This window comes from Mycobacterium sp. (genome assembly GCF_046330795.1).
GTDB lineage: Bacteria > Actinomycetota > Actinomycetes > Mycobacteriales > Mycobacteriaceae > Mycobacterium.
The window spans coordinates 249,501-273,152 of record NZ_JAXLSA010000005.1 but is presented as its reverse complement, the minus strand read 5'-3'; the positions used below and the strand labels follow the sequence as shown (position 1 = coordinate 273,152).

Sequence of the window (23,652 nt, the reverse complement as noted above, 5' to 3'; positions counted from 1 at the left end):
CGTCCCGCCGTTTGGTTCATAATAACCACAGTTCTTACTTTCAAGTAAGTTAGTCGTTGACATCACGCCGTCCCATGAGAGGTAGCGCTGTGGCTCCCAAGCTCCCGACCGACCTGTACTCCCAGGTCGTCCTGTCCGCCCCCGGCTCATTCCTGGCCAAGCAACTCGGGATCCCCCAGCCCGAGACCCTGCGTCGCTACCGGCCCGCCGAACCCGCGCTCGCCGGCCCGCTGTTGATCGGCGGCGCCGGACGGGTCGCCGAACCGATGCGGGTGGCCCTGGCCGCCGACTACGACCTGGTCGGCGACAATCTGGGCGGCCGCTGGGCGGACCGGTTCGGTGGTCTGCTGTTCGACGCCACCGGCATCAGCGGGCCCGCGGGGCTGCGCGCGCTCTACGAATTCTTCACTCCCCTCCTGCGCAACGTCGGGCCGTCCGGGCGGGTCGTGGTGGTGGGCACCACCCCGGACCAGACCGGTTCGGTCGACGAGCGGATCGCCCAGCGCGCGCTCGAGGGGTTCACCCGGTCACTGGCCAAGGAGATGCAACACGGGGCCACCGTCTCGCTGGTCTACCTCGCCCCGGACGCCAAGCCCGGGGCCACGGGCCTCGAGTCCACCCTGCGGTTCCTGCTCTCGGCGAAGTCGGCCTACGTCGACGGACAGGTGTTCTACGTCGGCGCCGCCGACTCCACCCCGCCCGCCGACTGGGACAAGCCCCTGGCCGGCAAGGTCGCCATCGTCACCGGCGCGGCCCGCGGGATCGGCGCCACCATCGCCGAGGTCTTCGCGCGCGACGGCGCCTCGGTGGTGTGCGTCGACGTCCCGCAGGCCGCCGATGCGCTCGCCGAGACGGCAGCGAAGGTCGGCGGGACGGCACTGGCCCTCGACGTCACCGCCGATGACGCGGTCGACCAGATCACGGCGCACCTGGGCGAACACCATGGCGGCCACGCCGACGTATTGGTCAACAACGCCGGCATCACCCGGGACAAGCTGCTCGCCAACATGGACGACGCCAAGTGGGATTCGGTGATTGCCGTCAACCTGCTTGCGCCGCAACGCCTTACCCAGGGTTTGGTCGGCAACGGCGCGATCGGGGACGGCGGCCGGATCATCGGGCTGTCCTCGATGGCAGGCATCGCCGGCAACCGGGGTCAGACGAACTATGCCGCCACCAAGGCCGGGATGATCGGACTGACCCAGGCGCTGGCGCCGGAACTGGCGGAGCAGGGCATCACCATCAACGCGGTGGCACCGGGCTTCATCGAGACCAAGATGACCGAGGCGATCCCGTTCGCCACCCGCGAGGTGGGCCGGCGGCTGAACTCCCTGTTCCAGGGCGGGCAGCCGGTCGACGTGGCCGAGACCATCGCCTACTTCGCCAATCCAGCATCGAATGCCGTGACCGCCAACACCATTCGGGTGTGCGGCCAGGCGATGCTCGGGGCGTGAGGACCGAGCCATGAGTGCACTCAGTAATCTGGTCCGAGCCGCGGCGGGGGCCCTGCCGTTCATCCCGCGGGGCAGCACCCTGCCGGACCGCACCATGACGGTCGGCGAGTTGCCGATCGATCGGGAGAACGTCGCCGCCTACGCGGCGGTCACGGGGCTGCGCTACGGCGACACCGTCCCGCTGACCTATCCGTTCGCGCTGACCTTCCCCACGGTGATGGAGTTGATCACCGGATTCGACTTCCCCTTTCCCGCAATGGGTTCGGTGCACGTGGAGAACCACATCACCCAGCATCGGCCCATTGCCGTCACCGACACGGTCAGCATCCGCACCCGTGCGCAGAACATGCGCGAACACCGCAAGGGTCTGTTGGTCGACGTGCTGACCGACGTCGCGGTGGGCAACGACACGGCCTGGACCCAGGTCACCACGTTCCTGCACCAGCAGCGCACCAGCCTGTCCGGCGAACCCAAGCCGGAACCCGTCAAGCAGCCGAAATTGCCACCACCGAACGCGATCCTGCGCATCACGCCGGGCCAGATCCGGCGCTACGCGTCGGTGGGCGGGGACCACAACCCGATCCACACCAGTACGGTCGGCGCCCGGCTGTTCGGATTCCCGACCGCGATTGCGCACGGAATGTTCAGTGCCGCAGCAGTTCTGGCGAACATCGAGGGCCAGATCCCGGATGCGGTCCGCTATTCGGTCAGGTTCGGCAAACCCATCCTGCTACCGGCCAGCGCCGGGCTGTACGTCGATCGCGTGCAGGACGGCTGGGATCTGGCGCTGCGCAATATGAGCAAGGGCTACCCGCATCTGACGGGTGAGGTCCGCGCGCTCCGAGAGAGTTAGTCGGCGACCGGGACGACTTCGTCCTGGTCGTCCTGATCGCGGTCGGCCGGCCGGCCCTTCAGACCGCGCCAGAACAGGTTGATCAACAGTTCCACCGCTTCGTCGACGTCGACGTCGCCGGCGCTGACCCGGGTGGCGACCGCCTCACCGGCACCCACCAGGGCGATGGCCATCATGTGGAAGTCGGTGTCGGGCTCCGGATTTCGCGTCCCCGCGCTGACCATGCGGGACACCAGCTCGATGATGCGCTCGCGACCCTCGCGCACCGTGTGCGCGAACGCCTGTGAACTGGTGGCCTGCGTGTACAGCACGATCCAGGACGCCCGGTGGGTGTCGATGTAGTTCAGGAACGTGCCGATGGCGTTGCGCAACAGTTCCTGCGGCGCCAGGCTGAAGTCGATCTCGGTGCGGACCACCTCGATGAACCGCGCCAGTTCACGGTCCAGACACGCCCCGAACAGATCCTCCTTGGATCCGTAGTACAGGTACAGCATCGGCTTGGAGATCTCGGCCTTTGCGGCGATCGCGTCCATCGAGGTCTCGTGATAGCCGTTGATCGAGAACACCTGAACGGCGGCGTCGAGCATCTGCTGTTCGCGAACGGCCCGGGGCAGCCGCTTGGTTCCACCGGCCATCACGAAGACCTACGAACGACGATGCTCAGCAATGCGGATTCGTCCCCTTCATGCCGACCAGCTTTGTCACCGCATCCTCGACGCGCTGGGCGGACAACTCGCCGGAGTTGACCGCACTCTCGAGCCGGTCCAGCACCGCGGGCACCTCGCCGGTGCTGACCCACAGCGCGACGTCCGCGCCGGCCTGCAACGCGCGCAGCACCGCCTCCGCCACGCCGTAGCGCTGGTTGATGGCCCCCATCGACGACAGATCGTCGGTGAAGACGACCCCGCCGAACGGCGGCCCGCCGTACCCGCCGCCGCGCAGCAGGTTGTAGGCGGCCGGACTCAGGCTCGCCGGGTCGCCGTCCGTGAGCCCGGGCACCTGCATGTGCCCGACCATCACCGCGACTGGACCCTCCGTCGTCAGGGTGCGGTACGGCACGAGGTCGTTGTTCTGCAGATCGCCGACGGGCGGGGTGGTGACGCCGCCGGTGTGCGAGTCACCCGAGGCGTGCCCGTGACCGGGGAAGTGCTTGAGGACCGGCAGCACCCCGGCGTCGCGCAGACCCTGGGCGTACGCGCCGGCGTACGTGGTGACCGTCGCCGGATCCGATCCGAACGAGCGATCGCCGATCACCTCGTCATCGGACTCGGTGGTGACGTCGGCCACCGGGGCGAAGTCCACCGTGATGCCCATCCCGCGCATCTTCTGGCCGCGCGCGAAGGCGATGTCGTGGACCTGTTGCGGTGTCATGGTCTGGGCCAGCACCCGCGGCGACGGCTGGCTGCCGATCAGCCCGGCCAGCCGCGAAACCCGGCCGCCCTCCTCATCCACGCTGACCGCCAGCGCCAGCGGGCCGGCAGCTGCCGCGATATCGCCCAGTGAACCGTCGGTCAGCATCGACTTGTCGGTCCAGCTGCCGATGAAGATGCCGCCGACGTGATTGTCGGCGACCACCGCTTTCGCGTCGCCGGCGTTGCGCACTCCGACCATCAGCAGCTGGGCCAGCTTGTCCCGCAGCGGCAGCGACTCGACGTTGCACGCCGCCTGCGCCGGCGCCGCCGGAAGCTGATTGGCCAGGGGTGCGGCCGAGCCGGGCACCCCGGGCGTCGCGGCGGCTCCGGCGGCCGGTGATGCCGGCTTCGCCGAGGGGGTTTGCGCAGGTGAGCAGCCCCCCAGGGCCACGCCCAGAGCGGTGGGCAGCGTGATCGTGGCGGCCAGGGTCCGGGTCATTACGCGGGTCGATGGCATCCGTCCATGCTGTCATGCGCGCCACCGATCTGTCCCCGGTGGGCAAGATTGGGGCGTGACGGTCATCCTGATCGCCTATGACGGCACCGCGAACTCCCGCCGGGCAGTGGAATACGCCGGCGCCTACCTCAGCGTCCGACGGGCATTCGTCCTGACGGTGTGGTCGCCGATGCGGGCCGGCGCCGACCCGGTCTCCGTCGACCTTGACGGACCGCCCGACCCCGCGGATGCCGACGACGAGGACCACCTCGACATCGCCTTCGCCGACGCCCAGCGCACCAACCTCGAGGGCACCGAATTGGCCCGTTCGGTCGGGTTGTCCGCCGAACCGTTGTGCTTCCCGGTCTCCGGCACCGTCTGGCGGACCATCATCACCGCAGCCGACAACATCAACGCCGGACTGATCGTCACCGGCACCCGGGGCAACACCGGGTTGCGTTCGCTGATGCAGTCCAGCGTCGCCGACCGGGTCCTGCGGCACGGCCGGCGACCGGTGCTGATCGTGCCGCCGGGGCCCGCCTGAGCCCCGGCTCCGGGATCGCCCGTGCTACGTTGGCGCCAGTCCAGACCCGCTGCGCTGAGGAGCCCACATGACCCGGTTCGTGGTGCCGGCTGCCGTCGCCATGGTGGTTGGTCTGTTGCTCGGCGCGGCCGCGGTGTTCGGGGTGACGCTCATGGTGCAACAGGACACCAAGCCGCCGGTTGGCGCGGGCGACCCGGCGTCCTCGGTGCTGAACCGCGTCGAATACGGCAACCGCACCTGACCTCATGGGCCTGACGGCCCGTGTCGCACCGGCCCGTCCGGGAGGGCTGTCGCGCCGCTGGCTCGGGCTCGTCGGCGCCGTCGCACTGGTCCTGACGTTCGCGCAGTCGCCCGGCATGATCTCGCCGGACACCAAGCTCGACCTGACCGCCAACCCGCTGCGGTTCCTCGCCCGGGCCGGCGACCTGTGGAACAGCGCGCTGCCGTTCGGGCAGGCGCAGAACCAGGCGTACGGCTACCTCTTTCCGCACGGCGCCTTCTTCCTGGCCGGCGACCTGCTCGGCCTGCCCGGCTGGGTCACACAGCGGCTGTGGTGGGCGCTGCTGCTGACGGCGGGGTTCTGGGGGCTGCTGCGGGTGGCCGAGACGCTGGGCATCGGCAATACGCCGGCCCGGGTGCTGGCCGCGGGTGCGTTCGCGCTCTCTCCGCGCGTGCTGACGACGCTGGGCTCGATCTCGTCGGAGACACTGCCGGTGATGCTGGCGCCGTGGGTGCTGCTGCCGGTCATCCGTGCCATGCGCGGAGATTCCAGCCCGCGAGTGCTGGCCGCGCGCGCCGGTGTGGCAATGGCGTTGATGGGGGCCGTCAACGCGGTGGCCACGCTGACCGGGTGCCTGCCGGCACTGATCTGGTGGGCCTGCCATCGGCCCGGCCGCGCGTGGGCCCGGTTCAGCGCATGGTGGGTGGTGTCGGCGGCGCTGGCCGTGACGTGGTGGGTCATCCCGCTGGTGCTCCTGGGCCGGATCAGCCCGCCGTTCCTGGATTTCATCGAATCGTCCGGGGTGACGACGCAGTGGACGTCGCTCACCGAGGCACTGCGCGGGACGTCGGCCTGGACGCCGTTCGTCGCTCCGAATGCGACGGCCGGCGCGTCGCTGGTCACCGGGTCGGTGGCGATCCTGGCGACCACCCTGGTCGCGGCCGGTGGCCTGGCCGGGCTGGCCCTGCGCTCGATGCCGGCCCGCGGCCGGCTGGTGAGCATGCTGCTGGTCGGGCTCGTCCTGCTCGGGCTCGGCTACTCGGGTGGACTCGGCTCGCCGGTGGCGGCGGCGGTGCAGGCTTTCCTCGATGGCCCGGGCGCACCGCTGCGCAACGTGCACAAGCTCGACCCGGTGCTGCGGATCCCCATCGTCCTGGGTCTTGCCCACCTGTTGAGCCGCGTGCCGCTGCCCGGCAGCGTGCCACGGCCGGTGTGGATCGGCTCGTTCGCACGTCCCGAACGCGACAAGCGGGTGGCCGCTGTGATCGTGGTGCTGGCCGCCCTGGCCGCCGCGACATCGCTGGCCTGGACCGGCCGGCTCACTCCGCCGGGCAGCTTCTCGGCGATACCGGACTACTGGCACGATGCCGCCGACTGGCTGACCGAACACAACACCGGGGCACCGGCACCCGGGCGCGTCCTGGTGGCGCCGGGCGCGCCGTTCGCCACCCAGGTGTGGGGCAACAGCCACGACGAGCCACTCCAGGTGCTCGGTGAGAATCCTTGGGGGGTAAGGGATTCCATTCCCCTGACACCGCCGCAGGCCATCCGGGCGCTGGACTCGGTGCAGCGTCTGCTGGCCGCCGGACGGCCCTCGGCCGGTCTGGCCGACACCCTGGCCGGACAGGGCATCTCCTACCTGGTGGTGCGCAACGACCTGGATCCGGAGACATCGCGGTCGGCTCGGCCCATCCTGGTCCACCGCGCCGTCGACGGTTCTCCGGGACTCACCAAGGTCGCCCAGTTCGGCGATCCGGTGGGCCCCGGGACCCTCGACGGATTCATCGCCGACAGCGGGCTGCGGCCGATGTACCCGGCGGTGGAGATCTACCGCGTTGCGCCGCCCGGCAATCCGGCGGCACCCTACCTGGCCGATGCGAGCCGGCTGCCGCGGGTGGACGGCGGACCGGAAGTCCTTCTGCGCCTTGATGAACGGCGCCGGCTGTCGGGTCAGGGCCCGCTGGGGCCGGTGCTGCTGACCCAGGACGCGCGGGCGGCGGGGATCCCGCTGCCGCCGTCGGCGGGAGTGATCGTGACCGATACCCCGGTCGCACGTGAGACCGACTACGGCCGGGTGGACGACCACTCCTCGGCGATCCGGGCACCCGATGATCCGCGACGCACGTTCAACCGGGTTCCCGACTACCCGGTGCCCGGCGCCCCCCTGGTGTACGGCGGGTGGTCCGGTGGTCGCCTGAGCACGTCCAGTTCGGCGGGTGATGCGACGGCGCTGCCGAACGTCGCCCCCGCGTCGGCGGCGCCGGCGGCCATCGACGGGGACTCGGCCACCAGTTGGGTATCCAATGCGTTGCAGGCGGCGGTGGGCCAGTGGCTGCAGGTCGACTTCGACCACCCGGTGACCAATGCGACGCTGACGCTGACGCCGGCGGTGTCCACGCTGGGCGCGCAGGTGAACCGCATCGAGATCGCGACGGCCAACGGCACCGCGACCCTGATGGTGGATCAGCCGGGCCGACCGGTGGCCGTCGCACTACCGTACGGCGAGACACCATGGGTGCGGATCACCGCCACCGGTACCGAAAACGGTTCCTCCGGTGTGCAATTCGGCATCACCGATCTGGCCATCACCCAGTTCGACGCCAGCGGATACGCCCACCCGGTGAACCTGCGGCACACCGCTGTGGTCCCCGCTCCCCCGCTGGGCGCACCGGTGGCAATGTGGGATCTGGGTTCGGACACGCCGGGCCGAGGCGGCTGCGTGTCGGCCCGTGACGGCGTGCACTGCGCCTCCCCGCTGTCGCTGGCGCCCGAAGAGCTGGTCAACATGAGCCGCACTCTGACGGTGCCGCAGCCGATTTCGGTACGGCCGACCGTCTGGGTCCGGCCGCGCCAGGGCCCCGCCCTGGCCGACCTGATCCGTCAGCCGGGCACCACGCACGCCGAGGGCGATTCCGATTCGTTCGACGTCCTGGGCACCGCGTTCGCCGCCACCGACGGCGATCCGCGGACCTCCTGGACGGCGCCGCAGGGCCTCGTTCAGCACCACAGCTCGCCCACCCTGACGCTGACGCTGCCCGAACCCACCGAGGTGGGTTCGCTGCGGGTCACCCCCAGTTCGTCGGCGCTCCCCACCCATCCCACCCTGGTGGCTGTCGACCTCGGCGACGGCCCGCAGGTTCGATCCATGAAACCCGATGGGGCCCAAACACTTTCATTGCGCCCACATTTCACGAAGACGATCCGGGTCAGCCTGCTGGACTGGGACGACGTCATCGACCGGACCGCGCTCGGATTCGACCAGGTCAAGCCGCCCGGCCTGGCCGAAGTGGTAGCACTGCGGCCCGACGGGACCCCGATCGCGCCGGCCGACGCCGCCCGCAACAACGCCCGCGCCGTCACCATCGGCTGCGACGCCGGGCCGGTGCTGGCCGTCGCGGGCCGCTTCGTGCACACCTCGATCCACACCACCGTGGGCGCCCTCCTCGACGGCGGGCCACTGGCCGTCACGCCGTGCGACCCGCGTCCCGTCGACCTACCGGTGGGCTCCCAGGAACTCGTCGTCAGCCCCGGCGCGGCCTTCGTCGTCGACGGGATCCGGCTCACCGGACCGCTGGGCGATGAGTTATCCAGTGCCCCAACCACTCCCGCTGCCGTCGGCGGCTGGGGCGCCGATCGTCGGGAACTGCGATTGCCGCCCTCGCCCGTGGCGCGCGTGCTCGTGGTTCCCGAGAGCATCAACCCCGGCTGGAGCGCACGGACCCAGAACGGCATCGCGCTGACGCCGGTGCCCATCAACGGCTGGCAGCAGGGCTGGCTGGTACCGGCCGGCACATCCGGAACCGTCATTCTGACCTTCGCGTCCAACGCGTGGTACCGCGCCGGCCTGACCGGCGGTCTGGCACTGCTGCCGGTGCTGCTGATCCTGGCACTGCTCCCGGCGCGCCGGATTGCGCCCGGAGCGCCGGTGCAGCCATGGGCACCCCGCTGGCTGGCGATGGTGGCGGCCGTGACGGCCGGCGGGCTGATCTCCGGGCCGATCGGCGCGGCCGTGTTCGTCGCCGCCGTCGCGGTGCAACTGGCGCTGCGCGGGTCGCCCCGGTGGCAGCGGGTCTGGACGCTGGGCCTGGTGTCGGGCGGGCTGATCCTGGCCGGCGCGGCGCTGTCGCGATATCCGTGGCGGTCGGTCGACGGATACGTCGGGCATTCGGCGGGCGTGCAGGCGCTGGCGCTGATCAGTCTGGCCGCGCTGACCGCATCGGTGTTGTCGCCCGAACGTACGTCCGGGCGAGAAAATGCGAATGAATCGCGCCCGAACGTCGATCTCGACCCACCCGGCGCCGGCGCATAATCCGGCGCCGAACCCGACGGGCCACATGTCGCCGGGCCTCGCACTCGCGGAACCACACCGCTCGCCGAACCCGACGAATTGGCGGAATCCACTCGTACTTCTCCGCCCATACGTACGTTTGGGCGGTATGACGCAGGTTCAGACGGCGCGGGGGGCAATCGACGGCGGCGACCTCGGCGTCACCCTCATGCACGAGCACGTCTTCGTGCTGTCGCCGGAGATGATGCAGAACGATCCCGGGGTCTGGGGCGACGAGGACAACCGGGTGGCCGACGCGATCGTCCGGCTCAACGAGCTGAAGGCGCGCGGAGTGGACACGATCGTCGACCTGACGGTGATCGGCCTGGGCCGCTACATCCCACGGATCGCGCAGATCGCGGCGGCCACCGACCTCAACATCGTCGTCGCCACGGGCCTGTACACCTACAACGACATCCCGATGTACTACCACTTCCAGGGCCCGGGGACGGCACTGCAGGGCCCAGAACCGATGACCGAGTTGTTCGTCCGCGACATCACCGAGGGCATCGCGGGAACCGGGATCAAAGCCGCAATCCTCAAGTGCGCCACCGACGAACCCGGCGTCACCCCGGGCGTCGAGCGGGTGCTGCGCGCGGTCGCCCAGGCCCACCGCCGCACCGGCGTGCCGATCTCGACGCACACCCATGCCGCCACCCGGCGCGGGCTCGAGCAACAGCGGATCTTCGCCGAGGAGGGCGTCGACCTGACGCGGGTGGTGATCGGGCATTCCGGCGACAGCACCGACCTGGACTACCTCGAGGAACTGATCGCCGCGGGCTCCTACCTCGGCATGGACCGCTTCGGTGCCGACGTCTACCTGCCCACACCCGAGCGGGTGGACACCGTGGTGCGCATGTGCGAACGCGGCCACGCCGACAAGATGGTGCTCTCCCACGACGCGTCGTGCTTCATCGACTGGCTGCCCGAGGAGGCGGTCCCCGTCGTGCTGCCGAACTGGCACTACCTGCACATCCACAACGATGTACTGCCCGCGCTGCGCGAGCGCGGCGTGACCGAGGAGCAGATCACCACGATGTTGGTGGACAACCCCCGACGGATCTTCGAAACCCAGGGTGGCTACTGACATGGTGGCGGGCCTGGAGAACACCGCGCCCATCAGCACCCAGATCTCGCTGATCGCCCAGGGATTCCCCGACGCCCCGGCGATCACCTGTGCGGGCCGCACCGTCACCTGGACCGAACTGGACGCCGACACCAACCGGCGGGCCCGGGCGTTCGCCGACCGCGGGGTCGGCGTCGGCGACTACGTGACCATCGTGTTGCCGAACTCCATCGAGTTCCTGCAGTCCGCGATCGCCTGCTGGAAGCTGGGCGCGGTGCCCCAGCCGCTGCCGCCGCGGATGCCGGACATCGAGTTCGAGGGCATCCTGGATCTGCGGCCGCGCGCCCTGATCGTCGGACGCGACGACCCGCGCGGCCAGATCCCCAGCCTGGCCGCCGGATTCGAACCGGGCCCGCAGTTCTCGGCCGACCCCCTGCCCGAGGCGGTGTCGCCGGCCTGGAAGTGCATGGCCTCCGGCGGCAGCACCGGGCGCCCGAAACTGATCGAGGTGGGCGGCGACAGCCGTTATCCGGGAAAGCTTTTCGGGCAGGCACTCGGCGCGGTCGAGGGCGATGTCAGCCTGTTCTCGGTGCCGATGTCGCACAACACCGGCATGGTCGGGGCGACGGTGGCGCTGCTGATGCGCGGGCACCTGATCGTGATGCCCAAGTTCGACCCCGCCGAGTTCCTGCGGCTGATCACCGAGCACCGGGTCACCTACCTGGCCACGGCACCGACGATCCTGCACCGCGCCCTGCAGACCTACCGGGCCGACCCCCAAGCCTACGACCTGTCCTCGCTGCGCCGGGTATGGCACGTGGGCGCGTCGTGCCCACCCTCGGTCAAGGATGGCTGGATCGAAATCGTTGGGCCAGAAGCACTCTGGGAGATGTACGGCGGCACCGAGTTACAGGCGCTGGCGGTGCTCAGCGGCACCGAGTGGCTGGCGCACCGCGGCTCGGTCGGCCGGGTGGCCGTCGGCCAGATGAAAGTGCTCGACGACGACGGCAACGAGTGCGCGCCCGGCCAGACCGGTGAGATCTTCATGCGGCCCGCCCCGGGCAGCGACCCGACCTACCGCTACATCGGGGCCACCGCCAAGACGCATGCCGGGTGGGATTCCCTGGGCGACCTCGGCCACTTCGACGAGGACGGCTACCTGTACCTGTCCGACCGGCGCGTCGACATGTTCACCGTCGGCGGCAAGAACACCTACCCCGCCGAGATCGAGGGCAACCTGTGCGCCCATCCGGATGTGTTGTCCTGCTTGGTGGTCGGCGTTCCGCACGACGACCTGGGGCAGGTGCCCTATGCCATGATCCAGCTGGCCGAGGGCGCCGACCTCGACGCCGACGGGGTCCAGGCGTTCCTGCGGGAGCGCCTGGAGAACCACAAGGTGCCCCGAACCGTCGAGTTCGTCGACCGGCCGCTGCGCGACGACGCCGGCAAGGCCCGGCGCTCCGCCGTGCGGGACGAGATCATCGCACGCCAGCGCGGCTGAGCTCGCCGCCACCCGATATCACTGCGCGACAACGGGTTCCGGTGCATCGGTGACCGAACTGTCCAGCGGCGGCACCCGCTGCAGCCGGCGGTACTCCCAATTGCGCAGGGCCTGCCGGCACGGATTCTCCACCAGCGCGTAGCTGACGGCCGCCATCGCGAACCCGAAGACCAGGGTCAGCGCGAGGATCACCACCATGTCGCCGTCGAAGACGAACCGGCCGACGACGGGGAACGCCATCGCCAGCGCGGCCAGGTGCCAGACGAACAGGCCGTAGGACCACCGGCCCAGGGTCACCATCACCGTGCTGCCCAGGATGCGGTGTCCGGTGTCGGGGCGGTCGAGCACCAGCGGGGCCAGCAGCACGCCGGCCAGCACGGCGCCCATCGCGGTCCGTACCACGAACTGGCCCAGGGTGGCCGGCGTCAGCCCTTCCGGCCCGGCCAGCGGCGACGCCGCGATCAGGTAGGCCACCAGGCCGATGCCGGCCATCAGCCAACGGTTGCGCGCCCACCGGTGCACCCGGCCGACCGGGCGAACGGTGAACTCGGCCAACAGCATTCCGGCGGCGAACCACGACGCGTACGCCGGCGGCCAGTTCAGGAAGTTGATGCCCTGCGGAGTGTGGATCGGCAGCAGCCCCCACGCCAGGCTGGCGACGGCGACGACGGTGATCGCCGGAACCCGCGCGCCGACCGGCAGCCGGCGGGCCAGCAGCGCCAGCAACGGCAGCACGAGGTAGAACGTGACCTCCACCGACAGACTCCACATCTGGGTGAGTCCCGCGGTCAGCGTCAGCGGGACGTAGATCTGGGTCAGGGTGAGATTGGCCAGCCAGACCGTCGCACTGGCCCCGCGGGCATCCGGCAGCAGACACAGGATGACCACGACCGCCACCAGGTAGCCGGGCATGATGCGCACGATCCGCGAACGCAGGTAGTGCGCGGTGGGCGGGCGTTGCCGCATCCCCTGCGCGGCCGCGGCGTGACCGCGCCACAGCAGGAAACCCGACAGGGCGAAGAACACCGCGACAGCCATGTCGAACCGGCTCAACAGCCGGCCGCCGACCCCGCTGTGCTGCCCGGTCTGGAACGCCACGTGCGTGATGACCACACCCATGGCCGCACAGGCCCGCAGACCCTCGACCGCGGGCAGGAAACTGCGGGTCCCGCCGATCCGGTCCCCGTCGAGTTCGGGGGCGCGCCGCGAGTCCATGACCACAAGTGTGCCGGTAGCTGCAGCACACCGGGGCCGCGCCCAGGTTTGTCCTGTTAGGGTCGGCGGTTGAAGTCCACATCGCTGATTGCCTGGCGGACCGACGGAAGGTGCGCGCGTCTTGAACCGAGCAGTCCTGTTGCGCTACGTCGCGTGCGTCCTCCTGGGGCTCGGTGCGGCCCTCCTGATCGCCGCGCTGCTGCTGTCGACGTACACCGCCGGCAAGATCAAGCGGATCCCCCTGGACCTGGGTATGACGCTGGTCAGCAACGGCACCGGCACCGCACTGGACCCCGCGTCGCTGACCGGTGACCACTTCGTCGTCGACAAGGGAGTTCCCGTCGTCGCGCAGCAGCAGCTGACGGTCGAGGCGCCCGCCGACGCCGACGTGGTGACCTTCCAGGTCGGCTCGACGGTGCGGCGCACCGACCGCCAGCAGGACATGGGCCTGCTGCTGGCCATGGTCGACACGGTGACCCTGGACCGCTCCACCGCCCTGGCCGTGTCCGACGACACCCATCCCGGCGGGTCGGTGCAGAAGCCGCGCAGCATCGAGGACACCAAACCGCCGACGAACATCCCGCTGCCGCACGAAGGCCTGTCCTACCGCTTCCCGTTCGACACCGAGAAGAAGACCTACCCGTACTTCGATCCGATCGCGCAGAAGGCGTTCGACGCCAACTACGAGGGCGAGGACGACGTCAACGGGCTGACGGCATACAAGTTCGTCCAGAACGTCGGCTACGACGCCGACGGCAAGCTGGTCGAACCGATCAAGTACGCCTCCCTGTACAAGGACTCCGAGGACGCCGTGGTGACCGCCCGCGCCTCGCTGTGGGGCCTGCCCGGCGACCCCGACGAGCCGATCACGATGACCCGGTACTACGCGGCCAAGCGGACCTTCTGGGTCGACCCGGTGTCCGGCACCATCGTCAAGTCCGAGGAACACGCCAACCACTACTACGCCCGCGATCCGGTTCGGCCCGAGACGACCATGGCCGACTACACGGTCACGTCCACCGAGGCCACCGTCGAATCGCAGGTCGCCTCGGCCCGCGATGAACGGGACCGGATCGCGCTGTGGTCGCGCATCCTGCCCATCACCTTCACCGCCGCCGGTCTGATCGCTCTGGTGGCGGGCGCCCTGCTCGGCTCCTTCGGCGTGCGCGCCGAGGTCGCGGCCCAGGGACCGGAGTCCGACTCCGACGGCGGGGGGTTCTTCGCCGGCCGCCGCGACGCGGACACCGGGCCGATGCCGGCCGCGGAGGCCGAGACCGAGAAGCTGCCGACCCAGCGCCCGGATCTGCAGTCCGACCAGGGTTCCAGCTGACCCGGCGCCAATTGGCGGTGCCGGGGTACGCGTTCCTGCTGGCACTGATCGTCGTCGCCCCCCTGGCGGCCCCCGGCTATCTGCTCTTGCGCGACGCCGTCTCCACACCGCGCTCGTACCTGTCCGACGCCGCGCTCGGTCTCGGCGAGTCGGCTCCGCGCGCGGTCCCGCAGGACTTCGCCGTCGCGCTGGCCTCCCACGTGCTCGACGGCGGTCTGGTGGTCAAGGCGCTGCTGCTGTTCGGGCTCACCGCGGCCGGTTGGGGCGCGGCACGCCTGGCCGGCGCGGTGGCCCCCGACGCCGGTGTGCCGGGCCAGTTCGTCGCCGCGACGGTGGCGATCTGGAATCCGTACGTGGCCGAACGCCTGCTGCAGGGGCACTGGAGCCTGCTCGTCGGATACGGCTGCCTGCCCTGGGTCGCCACGGGGGTGATCCGGCTGCGCGACGGGGCCGGCGCGGCCGGCTTCTTCGCGCTGGCGTTCTGGTTGGCGCTGGCCGGGCTGACCCCGACCGGACTGATGATGGCCGCGGTGGTCGCGCTGGTGTGCATGGCCGTGCCCGGGACCGGGCGTTCCCGCTGGGTGTGCGCGACGGTCACGCTGGCGCTGGCGGTCGCGGCGGCGCTGCCGTGGCTCACCGCCTCGGCGCTCGGTGCAGCCCTGACGACGTATCAGGCCGCCGGCGCGCCGGGCTTCGAGGCCTTCGCGGCGCGGGCCGAACCGGGCCTGGGCACCCTGGGCAGCCTCGCGGGCCTCGGGGGGATGTGGAACGCCCAGGCAGTGCCGGGATCGCGCTCGACGCCGCTGGCCGTCGTCGGCACCGTGGCGCTACTCGGCGTGGTCGCGGTGGGCTTGGCGCACACGCGGCATCGGCGCGCCGCGCTGCCGCTGGTGGTTCTCGCCGTGGCGGCGGTACTGGGACCGGCCCTCCTGGCGACCGGCTGGGGCATGGGACTGCTGCGTCCGGTGGTGGAGGCGGTGCCCGGACTGGGCGTGCTGCGCGACGGACAGAAGTGGGTGGCGCTGGCGATGCCCGGCTATGCGGTGGCGGCCGCCGGGGCGGGTCCCACGCTGCGGCGGTGGGCGCCGTCGGTCCGCCCGGCGGCGATCGGCGCCGCCCTCTGCGCGGTCCTGGTGCTCGTACTGCCGGACCTCGCGTGGGGCGCGTGGGGGAAGGTGTCATCGGTCCGCTATCCGCCGGGGTGGGCCGCCGTGGCCGCCACTGTCAACGCCGATCCGCAGCCGGTCGCGGTGTTGCCCGCCGGCCCGATGCGCCAGTTCGGCTGGGCGGGAACGGCTCCCGTGCTCGATCCGCTGCCGCGGTGGGTCCGCGCCGACGTGCTGAGCACCGGCGATCTCACCATCGCGGGCGCGACGGTTCCCGGCGAGGGCGAGCGAGCCCGCCGGATCCAGGAATTGCTGCTCGCCGGCGCGCCGCCGGACCAGCTGGCCGCCGCCGGTGTGGGCTGGGTGGTGGCGCAGATCGGCAGCCGCGGCGAAATGGGCTCGGCGGCAAGGACACTCGCCGGGCTGCCGGTGACCTACCGGGACGGTGAGATCGCCGTGTACCGCGTCGGGGGTCAGTCGGCCGGCGCGTCCCCGGCGCACCGCCGCCTCGCGGTGGGCGCCCATCTGGTGTGGCTGGCGGTGCTGCTCGGCGGGGCCGCCGGCGCGGTGGCATTCCGGCGCAAAGAAGCCGGCGAGCGGGACTAGGGCCTCTGCGGGTTCAGGCCCGTCCAGTTGACGGTGGCCGCGAAGGGTTCGTCGCCGTTGCGCTGGGCCTTGACATGGCCGTAGGGGTCGATCGGTCCGCAGTGCCGGGCGATCGCCTCCATGACCGCGTTGTGCAGATCGGTACGGGCATAGTCCAGGCCGTGCCGTTGCAGTTCGTCGCTCACCATCATCTTGCGGGCAATGGGGTCGGCCATCGAATAGGCGTCGCAGGTCGGACCGGAACCCGAACTGCCACAGGCGGTTACAGCCAGCAATAGAACGGGGGCCAGGACGGCCCTGATCACCGGAGGCCGCTGACCAGGCCGCCACCGCGCACCGCCTGCAGCACCCCGAGCATGGCGTCGGCACTCTGCTGCCACGAGAACTCCGCGATGCGGGCCTGCGCCTTGCGGCCCAGTTCTTCGCGCAGCACGTCATCGGCGAGCAGTTCTGCGAGTCGCTCGGTGAGCTCATGGCTGTCGTCGACCAGAATGCCGGTGACCCCGTCGACGATCGAGTCGGTCAGGCCGCCGGAGGACCGATAGCCGATGGTGGGGACGGCGTGCTGGGCGGCCTCGACCACGGCCAGGCCCCAGCCCTCCTTGCGCGACGGCAGCAGGTGCACCCAACAACGCTGCACCACTTGATGTTTGGTGACATCGTCGACGTGGCCGTGGAACGTCACCGCATCGGCGATGCCGAGGCGTTCGGCGTGCGCGGTCAACCGGTCGTGCCACCAGCCACCGCCCACGATGTCCAGATGCAGGCCGGGGATCCGCGGCCGCAGCGCGGCGACGGCGTCCAGCGCATCCTCGATCTGCTTGTGCGGCACCAGCCGGGAGAGCACCGCCACCCGCGGCGCGGCCGCCCGCGGCGCCCGCAGGGTGACCTCCGGAGCCGGGTCCAACCCGTTGCGCACTACCGCGATCCGCTCGGGTCCGACACCGAGGACGCCAAGGTCACGCATCGACGGCAACGACACCGTGACGTACTGGTTGCGCCGGTGCAGCCGCGGCGACAACCGGGACTCCACGAACCAGCCGAACCGGCCGGTCCAGCGGCCGGCCACCGGCCACTGCTCGCGATGGCAGTGGTGCACCAGCACCACCGACCGCCGGCCGTAGGCCAACCGCGCCAGGAAGGGAATGCCGTTCTGGGCGTCGACGACGACGTCGGGACGCGCGTGCCGCAGCGGCCCCAGACCGACCCGCGCCAGCACCATCGCCAGGCCGGCCCAGAGGTAGACGGAGTAGGGGCCACCACCGCGGCTGATCCGCACGCCGTCGATGACGCCGCGCCGGGGTGCGCCCGGGTAGCGGGCGGTCCGCAGCGTCACCCGGACTCCCTGCGCCGCCAGCTGCGTGCCGATGCGCTGCAGGTAGGTCTCGCTGCCGCCGCCCTGCGGGTGGCCGGTGTCGCGCCAGCAGAGCATCAGCACCGAGCGCACGGCGCGGTCACGGTCATCAGGCATGGCGGGTCCAGCCTAACCGCGCCCGCCGAACCGGCCGCGAGTGTGCGGCCATATGCATTCGACGCACCGGAATCCACACATGGCTGCCCGTTCGGGGCATCCATAAGGTGATTCACGTGACCACCGCCGAGCCGTTCGCCCGCCGGGCGAGCCTGAGCCGGGCGGTCCGGCTGCTCGCCGAGTTCCGGTTCGAGCAGTCGGATCCGGCCCGGTTCTACGGCGCGCTGGCGCGCGACACCGCCGATATGGTCGCCGACCTGTGCCGCGGGGTCACCGGGACCGGCCTGGACGGCCGCACCGTGCTGGACGTCGGCGGCGGACCCGGTTACTTCGCCGATGCGTTCGCCGCCCGCGGGGCGCACTACATCGGTGTCGAGCCCGATCCGGCCGAGATGCACGCCGGCCCGGCGGCGCACCATTCCGGCGGGACATTCGTGCGCGCCTCCGGCATGGCGCTGCCGTTCGCCGACGCCTGCGCCGACGTCTGCCTATCCTCCAACGTCGCCGAACACGTCCGCCACCCCTGGCAGCTCGGCAACGAGATGCTGCGCGTGACCCGTCCCGGCGGCCTGGCGGTGCTGTCCTACACCGTGTGGCTGGGTCCGTTCGGCGGACACGAGATGGGCGTGACGCACTATCTGGGCGGAGCGCGGGCGGCGGCCCGCTACACCCGCCGGCACGGCCATCCGCCGAAGAACAACTACGGGTCGTCGTTGTTCGCGGTATCGGCCGCCGACGGGCTGGCGTGGGGCCGCAGCACCGGCGCGTTGGTTGCCGCTTTCCCCCGCTACCACCCACGATGGGCGTGGCCCGTGACCCGGATACCCGGGTTGCGAGAGTTTCTGGTGAGCAATCTGGTACTCGTGCTTTCGCCCTGACTGGAACCTGTTCTCGTTTGGATCGGGACTCGGTAGGGTGTGGGCCATGACACAAATTGCTGAGCCCACCACCGCGAAGACGGAATACGACAAGCTGTTCATCGGCGGACGGTGGGTCGAGCCGTCGACCTCGGACGTCATCGAGGTGCACTCCCCCGCCACCGGCGCGAAGGTCGGCCAGGTTCCGCTGGCCGCCAAGGCCGACGTCGACGCCGCCTGCGCCGCGGCCCGCAAGGCGTTCGACGAGGGCCCGTGGCCGCGGATGACGCCCAAGGAGCGCGAGGCCGTCCTGGCCAAGGCCACCGCCCTGATCGAGGCCGACGCCGACTCGTTCAAGAAACTGCTCGCCCTGGAGACCGGCCAGCCGCCGACCATCGTCGACATGATGCAGTACGGCGCCGCGATGTCGGTGCTGCAGTTCTACTCCTCGGCGGCCGACAAGTTCACCTGGAAGGACATCCGCGACGGGATCTACGGCCAGACGCTGGTGCTCAAGGAGCCGATCGGCGTCGTCGGCGCCGTCGTCGCCTGGAACGTGCCGTTCTTCCTGGCGGCCAACAAGCTGGGCCCGGCCTTGCTCGCCGGCTGCACCATCGTGCTCAAGCCGGCCTCCGAGACGCCGCTGTCCACCAACCTGATGGCGGAGAAGTTCGCCGAGGCCGGACTGCCCGAGGGGGTGCTGTCGGTGGTGCCGGGTGGGCCCGAGACCGGCCGTGCGCTGACCGACAACCCCGAGCTCGACAAGTTCACCTTCACCGGGTCGTCGGCCGTCGGCAAGGAGATCGGCAAGATCGCCGCCGAGAAGCTCAAGCCGTGCACGCTGGAACTGGGCGGCAAGTCCGCGGCCATCATCCTCGAGGACGCCGACCTGGATTCCACCCTGCCGATGCTGCTGTTCTCCGGGTTGATGAACACCGGCCAGGCCTGCGTCGGCCAGACCCGCATCCTGGCGCCGCAGTCCCGCTACGACGAGATCGTCGAGAAGATCGGCAATGCCGTCGCCGCCATGCCGGTCGGTCTGCCGGACGATCCGACGGCCGCGGTCGGGGCCCTGATCTCCGAGAAGCAGCGTGACCGCGTCGAGGGCTACATCAAGAAGGGCGTCGAGGAGGGGGCCCGCATCGTCACCGGTGGCGGCCGGCCCGAGGGGCTCGACGGCGGATGGTTCGTGCAGCCGACCGTGTTCGCCGACGTCGACAATTCGATGACCATCGCCCAGGAGGAGATCTTCGGGCCGGTGCTCGTGGTGATCCCCTACGCCGACGAGGACGACGCCGTGCGCATCGCGAACGACTCGGTCTACGGCCTGGCCGGGTCGGTGTACACCACCGACAACGCCAAGGCCCTCGAGATCGCCTCGAAGATCCGCACCGGCACCTATGGGGTGAACATGTACGCCTTCGACCCGGGCGCACCGTTCGGCGGCTACAAGAATTCCGGCGTCGGCCGGGAGTGCGGGCCGGAAGGGATCGCGGGCTACACCGAGTCCAAGAGCGTGCTGTTGCCGTTCGGGTACACCCCCGAGATCTGAGTTCTTCGCCGAGAGTCGGGTTGTTCACGCAAAACCCCAGGACGGGGTGTGAACAACTCAACTCTCGCCGATACCTAAGGCGTCTATTCAGTTAGACGTTTAACGGTATAGACTTCGGACAGCGTTACACTTAAGCCACTAGACGTAACCATAACCCTGGGAGAACACATGGCCGCCAAGAGCAAGGCCGCGATCATCGCCGCCGCCCGCAGCGCAATCGGCACCGCCCGCAAGGGCTCGCTGGCCAATATGGAACCGATCGAGGTCGCCAAGCCCATCGTGGCCGCCGCCGTCGAGCGCTCGGGCCTGGACGCCACCGACTTCGAAGACCTGATCCTGGCCGAGAGCCTGCAGGGTGGTGGCGACAGCGCCCGCTACATCGCCGTGGACCTGGGCTTCGAGAGCATCCCCGGTGCGGCCGTGAACCGGCAGTGCGCCTCCAGCCTGGCCGCAATCTCCTTCGGCGCCGGCCAGATCGCCTCGGGCATGAGCCGGCATCTGCTGGCCGGCGGCATGGAGTCGCTGTCCACCATGCCGCAGTTCCTCAAGCGCAAGGCGTTCACCACCGGCAAGGAAGCCGACGACTGGGGCCGCTGGGCGCCGATGTCCAATCCGATCACCATCGCCGACGCTCCCCCGTTCGACATGTCGATCACCGTGGCGCACAACTGCGCGGTCGAGTACGGCCTGACCCGTGAGGATCAGGACGCTTGGGCGCTGCGTAGCCATCAGCGCGCCGTCAAGGCGGTCGACGCCGGTTCGTTCGTCGACGAGATCGTGCCGATCCAGGTGCCCCAGCAGGACGGGTCCACCATCACGTTCGCCGAGGACGAGCATCCGCGCCGCGACACCTCGATGGAGTCGCTGGCCGGTTTGAAGGTGCTGCATCCCGAGATCGAGGGCTTCTCCGTCACCGCCGGCAACTCGTCGGGCACCAACGACGCCGCCGCGGTGGTCGCCCTGGCCGCCCCGGACACCCAGCAGCCCGTGCTGGCCAGCATCCTGTCCTGGGCGCAGGTGGGCGTTGCCCCGAAGCGCACCGGCAGCGGACCGATCTACGCCATCCCGAAGGCACTCGACCTGGCCGGCCTGAAGATCTCCGACGTCGCGCTGTTCGAGATCAACGAGGCGTTCGCGGCGCAGGCCGTGGCCTGCACCCGGCAGCTCGGCCTCGACGAGGAGATCGTCAACGTCTACGGCTCGGGCATCAGTCTGGGCCACCCGATCGCGGCCACCGGCGCGCGCATGGTCACCTCGGCCATCCACGAGCTGCGTCGCCGCGGCGGCGGCATCGGCGTGCTGTCGATGTGCGCCGGCGGCGGCATGGGCGCCGCGATGGTCATCGAGGTCGGCTGACGATGCAGGAGCGCAGCGACTGAGGAGGAGGCCGACAGTCCGGCCGAGGTCGGGTAGGCCCAGCCCCGCCCTCTTCCCGATCTGCTCAGCGGCCACTGCGCGAGTCACTCGCACAACGTCGCAGTCACCGCAGAGCAGATGGGATAGGGGGTCACCGTCCTAGACTGGCCCCCATGGGCCACTACAAGAGCAACATCCGCGACCTGGAGTTCAACCTCGTCGAGGTGCTTCACCTGGAGAAGGTGCTCGCCAGTGGCGAATTCGGCGACCTCGACGTCGACACCGTCCGCGAGATGCTCAGCGAGGCCGCGCGTTTGGCGGAGGGCCCGGTGGCGGAGTCGTTCGCCGAGTCCGACCGCCATCCGCCCACCTTCGATCCGGCCACCCATTCGGTGACCCTTCCGGAGCCGTTCACCGAGTCCCTGCAAGCGTGGGTCCGGGGCGAGTGGTTCCGGATCGGCCTCGACGAGGCGGTCGGCGGCGTGCCGGCACCGGCGATGGTGAGCTGGGCGCTGAACGAGCTGCCGCTGGGCGCGCAGCCCGCGGTGTTCATCTACCTGGCCGGCCCCGTCCTGGCCGACATCCTGTACCACGTCGGCAACGAAGAGCAGAAGCGTTGGGCCACAACGGCTGTCGAACGCCTGTGGGGCGCCACCATGGTGCTCACCGAACCCGATGCGGGCTCGGACGTCGGCGCCGGCCGCACCAAGGCCATCGAGCAGCCGGACGGCACCTGGCACATCGACGGCGTCAAGCGGTTCATCACCAGCGGCGACGCGGGTGACATGTTCGAGAACATCCTGCACCTCGTCCTGGCCCGGCCCGAGGGCGCCGGACCCGGCACCAAGGGCCTGAGCCTGTTCCTGGTGCCCAAGTTCCTGTTCGACCCCGAGACCGGCGAGCCCGGCCAACGCAACGGCGTGTTCGTCACCAACGTCGAACACAAGATGGGGCTGAAGGTTTCGGCCACCTGCGAGCTGACCTTCGGCCAGCACGGCATTCCCGCGGTGGGCTACCTGGTGGGCGACTCCCACAACGGCATCGCACAGATGTTCAAGGTCATCGAATACGCGCGAATGATGGTGGGCACCAAGGCAATCAGCACACTGTCCACCGGCTATCTCAATGCCCTCGAGTACGCCAGGACGCGCGTGCAGGGTGCCGACATGACCGAGATGTCCGACAAGACCGCGCCGCGGGTGACGATCATCCACCATCCGGACGTGCGCCGCGCGCTGATGACGCAGAAGGCCTACGCCGAGGGCCTCCGGGCGCTGTACCTCTACACGGCGGCGCACCAGGACGAGACCGCCGCGGCGGTGATCTCCGGGGCCGACGCCATGATGGCCGGCCGCATCAACGACCTGCTCCTGCCGATCGTCAAGGGCGTCGGCTCGGAGCGGGCCTACCAGTGCCTGACCGAATCGCTGCAGACGTTCGGCGGGTCGGGCTATCTGCAGGACTACCCGATCGAGCAGTACATCCGCGACGCCAAGATCGACTCCCTGTACGAGGGCACCACCGCGATCCAGGCCCAGGACTTCTTCTTCCGCAAGATCGCTCGCGATCAAGGGGCCGCGCTGAGTTTTCTGCTGGGCCAGATCGGCGAGTTCCTCGCGCTGGAGCCGGCCTCGGCGGAGCTGGCGGACGCCCGGGACCGGCTGCGCACCGCCGTCGACGACGTCACGGCGATGGTGGGCACACTGACGGGGTATCTCATTGCCTCCCAGGAGAACTCGCGGGAGCTCTACCGGGTGGGCCTGGAGTCCGTCCGGTTCCTGATGGCCGTCGGGGATCTGCTGATCGGGTGGCTCCTGCTGCAACAGGCGCACATCGCTTACGGGGCCCTGGCCCCGGACCAGAAGGCAGCGGCCGAGGCCGATCGCGACTTCTACGAGGGCAAGATCGCCGCGGCGGTCTTCTTCGCCACCACGGTGCTGCCCCGGCTCACCGCCGACCGGCACATCGTCGAGAACACCGACGTGGCGCTCATGGATGTGCCCGAGGGCGCGTTCTGACCCTTCCGACGAACCGGGTCAGTCCGATGCGGGCAGCGGCTTGGCATCCTTGAGCGACAGCGGGGTCTCGCCGACCGTCAGGGTGCCCTGGCCGGCCTTGGTCACCAGTAGTTCGGCGCCACCCTCGTCGACGTAGCGCTTGCCCATCACGGTGCCGTCGCTGAACTTCGGGTCGATGTCGGCGGGAGACTTCTCGGCATCCAGCGCGATCATCGCGGTGCCACCACAACGCAGATCGTCCAGGGAATCGGCCGACTTGACCACGATCACCTGGGTGTCGTCGACCTGGCTCTGCAGGCGGGTGCCGTTCTTCACCATGATTGTGTCC

At 70.2% G+C, this 23,652-nt stretch carries 19 protein-coding genes; 13 read left to right on the top strand and 6 right to left on the bottom strand.

Annotated elements, in window-relative coordinates:
• The first annotated feature begins 89 nt into the window (after positions 1-89).
• Both U0R18_RS18155 and U0R18_RS18150 read left to right on the top strand, forming a co-directional pair.
• Positions 90-1,454: a 3-oxoacyl-ACP reductase gene (locus U0R18_RS18155; protein WP_526370941.1), complete on the top strand. Its 1,365-nt coding sequence runs from the start codon at positions 90-92 to the stop codon at positions 1,452-1,454.
• A 10-nt stretch (positions 1,455-1,464) separates the two neighbouring features.
• Positions 1,465-2,307, top strand: a complete 843-nt coding sequence (locus U0R18_RS18150) for a MaoC/PaaZ C-terminal domain-containing protein (protein WP_526370939.1) — start codon at positions 1,465-1,467, stop codon at positions 2,305-2,307.
• Here the strand turns inward: U0R18_RS18150 and U0R18_RS18145 are convergent.
• On the bottom strand, positions 2,304-2,942 hold the full coding sequence (locus U0R18_RS18145) for a TetR/AcrR family transcriptional regulator (RefSeq protein ID WP_526370937.1): 639 nt from the start codon (positions 2,940-2,942) through the stop codon (positions 2,304-2,306). The genes U0R18_RS18150 and U0R18_RS18145 overlap by 4 nt on opposite strands.
• A gap of 25 nt (positions 2,943-2,967) precedes the next feature.
• Positions 2,968-4,176: a glycoside hydrolase family 3 N-terminal domain-containing protein gene (locus U0R18_RS18140; protein WP_526370935.1), complete on the bottom strand. Its 1,209-nt coding sequence runs from the start codon at positions 4,174-4,176 to the stop codon at positions 2,968-2,970.
• Between the two features lie 55 nt (positions 4,177-4,231).
• Between U0R18_RS18140 and U0R18_RS18135 the strand changes: the two genes are divergently transcribed.
• The 5 genes from U0R18_RS18135 (at position 4,232) to U0R18_RS18115 (ending at position 11,813) form a co-directional block, all read left to right on the top strand.
• Entirely contained in the window at positions 4,232-4,699 is a 468-nt protein-coding gene (locus U0R18_RS18135; protein ID WP_526370933.1) for a universal stress protein, read from the top strand.
• Positions 4,700-4,766: 67 nt separating this feature from the next.
• Positions 4,767-4,940 (top strand): DUF2613 family protein, encoded by a 174-nt coding sequence (locus tag U0R18_RS18130; RefSeq protein ID WP_526370931.1) that lies wholly within the window; start codon positions 4,767-4,769, stop codon positions 4,938-4,940.
• Positions 4,941-4,944: 4 nt separating this feature from the next.
• Positions 4,945-9,228, top strand: coding sequence for an alpha-(1->3)-arabinofuranosyltransferase domain-containing protein (locus U0R18_RS18125; RefSeq protein WP_526370929.1), 4,284 nt, complete (start codon positions 4,945-4,947; stop codon positions 9,226-9,228).
• A gap of 127 nt (positions 9,229-9,355) precedes the next feature.
• Positions 9,356-10,333 (top strand): phosphotriesterase family protein, encoded by a 978-nt coding sequence (locus U0R18_RS18120; protein WP_526370927.1) that lies wholly within the window; start codon positions 9,356-9,358, stop codon positions 10,331-10,333.
• A 1-nt stretch (position 10,334) separates the two neighbouring features.
• Positions 10,335-11,813 (top strand): AMP-binding protein, encoded by a 1,479-nt coding sequence (locus U0R18_RS18115; protein WP_526370997.1) that lies wholly within the window; start codon positions 10,335-10,337, stop codon positions 11,811-11,813.
• Between the two features lie 18 nt (positions 11,814-11,831).
• On the opposite strand, the gene U0R18_RS18110 is transcribed toward U0R18_RS18115, so the two are convergent.
• A complete protein-coding gene (locus U0R18_RS18110) occupies positions 11,832-13,028 on the bottom strand; it encodes an acyltransferase family protein (RefSeq protein ID WP_526370925.1) in 1,197 nt (398 codons plus the stop codon).
• A gap of 121 nt (positions 13,029-13,149) precedes the next feature.
• On the opposite strand from U0R18_RS18110, the gene pgfA reads away from it, so the two are divergent.
• Positions 13,150-14,358 (top strand): cell envelope lipid trafficking protein PgfA, encoded by a 1,209-nt coding sequence (gene pgfA / locus U0R18_RS18105; protein WP_526370923.1) that lies wholly within the window; start codon positions 13,150-13,152, stop codon positions 14,356-14,358.
• Between the two features lie 17 nt (positions 14,359-14,375).
• Complete coding sequence (locus U0R18_RS18100) at positions 14,376-16,070, top strand: MmpA family trehalose lipid delivery protein (protein WP_526370921.1); 1,695 nt, start codon at positions 14,376-14,378, stop codon at positions 16,068-16,070.
• On the opposite strand, the gene U0R18_RS18095 is transcribed toward U0R18_RS18100, so the two are convergent.
• The gene (locus U0R18_RS18095) at positions 16,067-16,285 is read right to left on the bottom strand and encodes a hypothetical protein (protein WP_526370919.1); all 219 of its coding nucleotides are present in this window, start codon (positions 16,283-16,285) and stop codon (positions 16,067-16,069) included. The genes U0R18_RS18100 and U0R18_RS18095 overlap by 4 nt on opposite strands.
• 86 nt (positions 16,286-16,371) lie before the next feature.
• Positions 16,372-17,541: a glycosyltransferase family 4 protein gene (locus U0R18_RS18090; RefSeq protein WP_526370917.1), complete on the bottom strand. Its 1,170-nt coding sequence runs from the start codon at positions 17,539-17,541 to the stop codon at positions 16,372-16,374.
• 116 nt (positions 17,542-17,657) lie between these two features.
• Here U0R18_RS18090 and U0R18_RS18085 point away from each other — a divergent pair, with 116 nt between their 5' ends.
• From U0R18_RS18085 to U0R18_RS18070, 4 genes are all read left to right on the top strand, one after another.
• Positions 17,658-18,419, top strand: coding sequence for a class I SAM-dependent methyltransferase (locus U0R18_RS18085; protein ID WP_526370915.1), 762 nt, complete (start codon positions 17,658-17,660; stop codon positions 18,417-18,419).
• A 46-nt stretch (positions 18,420-18,465) separates the two neighbouring features.
• On the top strand, positions 18,466-19,950 hold the full coding sequence (locus tag U0R18_RS18080) for an aldehyde dehydrogenase (protein WP_526370913.1): 1,485 nt from the start codon (positions 18,466-18,468) through the stop codon (positions 19,948-19,950).
• 168 nt (positions 19,951-20,118) lie between these two features.
• On the top strand, positions 20,119-21,306 hold the full coding sequence (locus tag U0R18_RS18075) for a thiolase family protein (RefSeq protein WP_526370911.1): 1,188 nt from the start codon (positions 20,119-20,121) through the stop codon (positions 21,304-21,306).
• Between the two features lie 173 nt (positions 21,307-21,479).
• Positions 21,480-23,324 (top strand): acyl-CoA dehydrogenase C-terminal domain-containing protein, encoded by a 1,845-nt coding sequence (locus tag U0R18_RS18070; RefSeq protein ID WP_526370909.1) that lies wholly within the window; start codon positions 21,480-21,482, stop codon positions 23,322-23,324.
• 18 nt (positions 23,325-23,342) lie between these two features.
• Here U0R18_RS18070 and U0R18_RS18065 read toward each other — a convergent pair whose 3' ends face one another.
• The gene (locus tag U0R18_RS18065) at positions 23,343-23,642 is read right to left on the bottom strand and encodes a hypothetical protein (RefSeq protein WP_526370907.1); all 300 of its coding nucleotides are present in this window, start codon (positions 23,640-23,642) and stop codon (positions 23,343-23,345) included.
• Positions 23,643-23,652 lie beyond the last annotated feature (10 nt).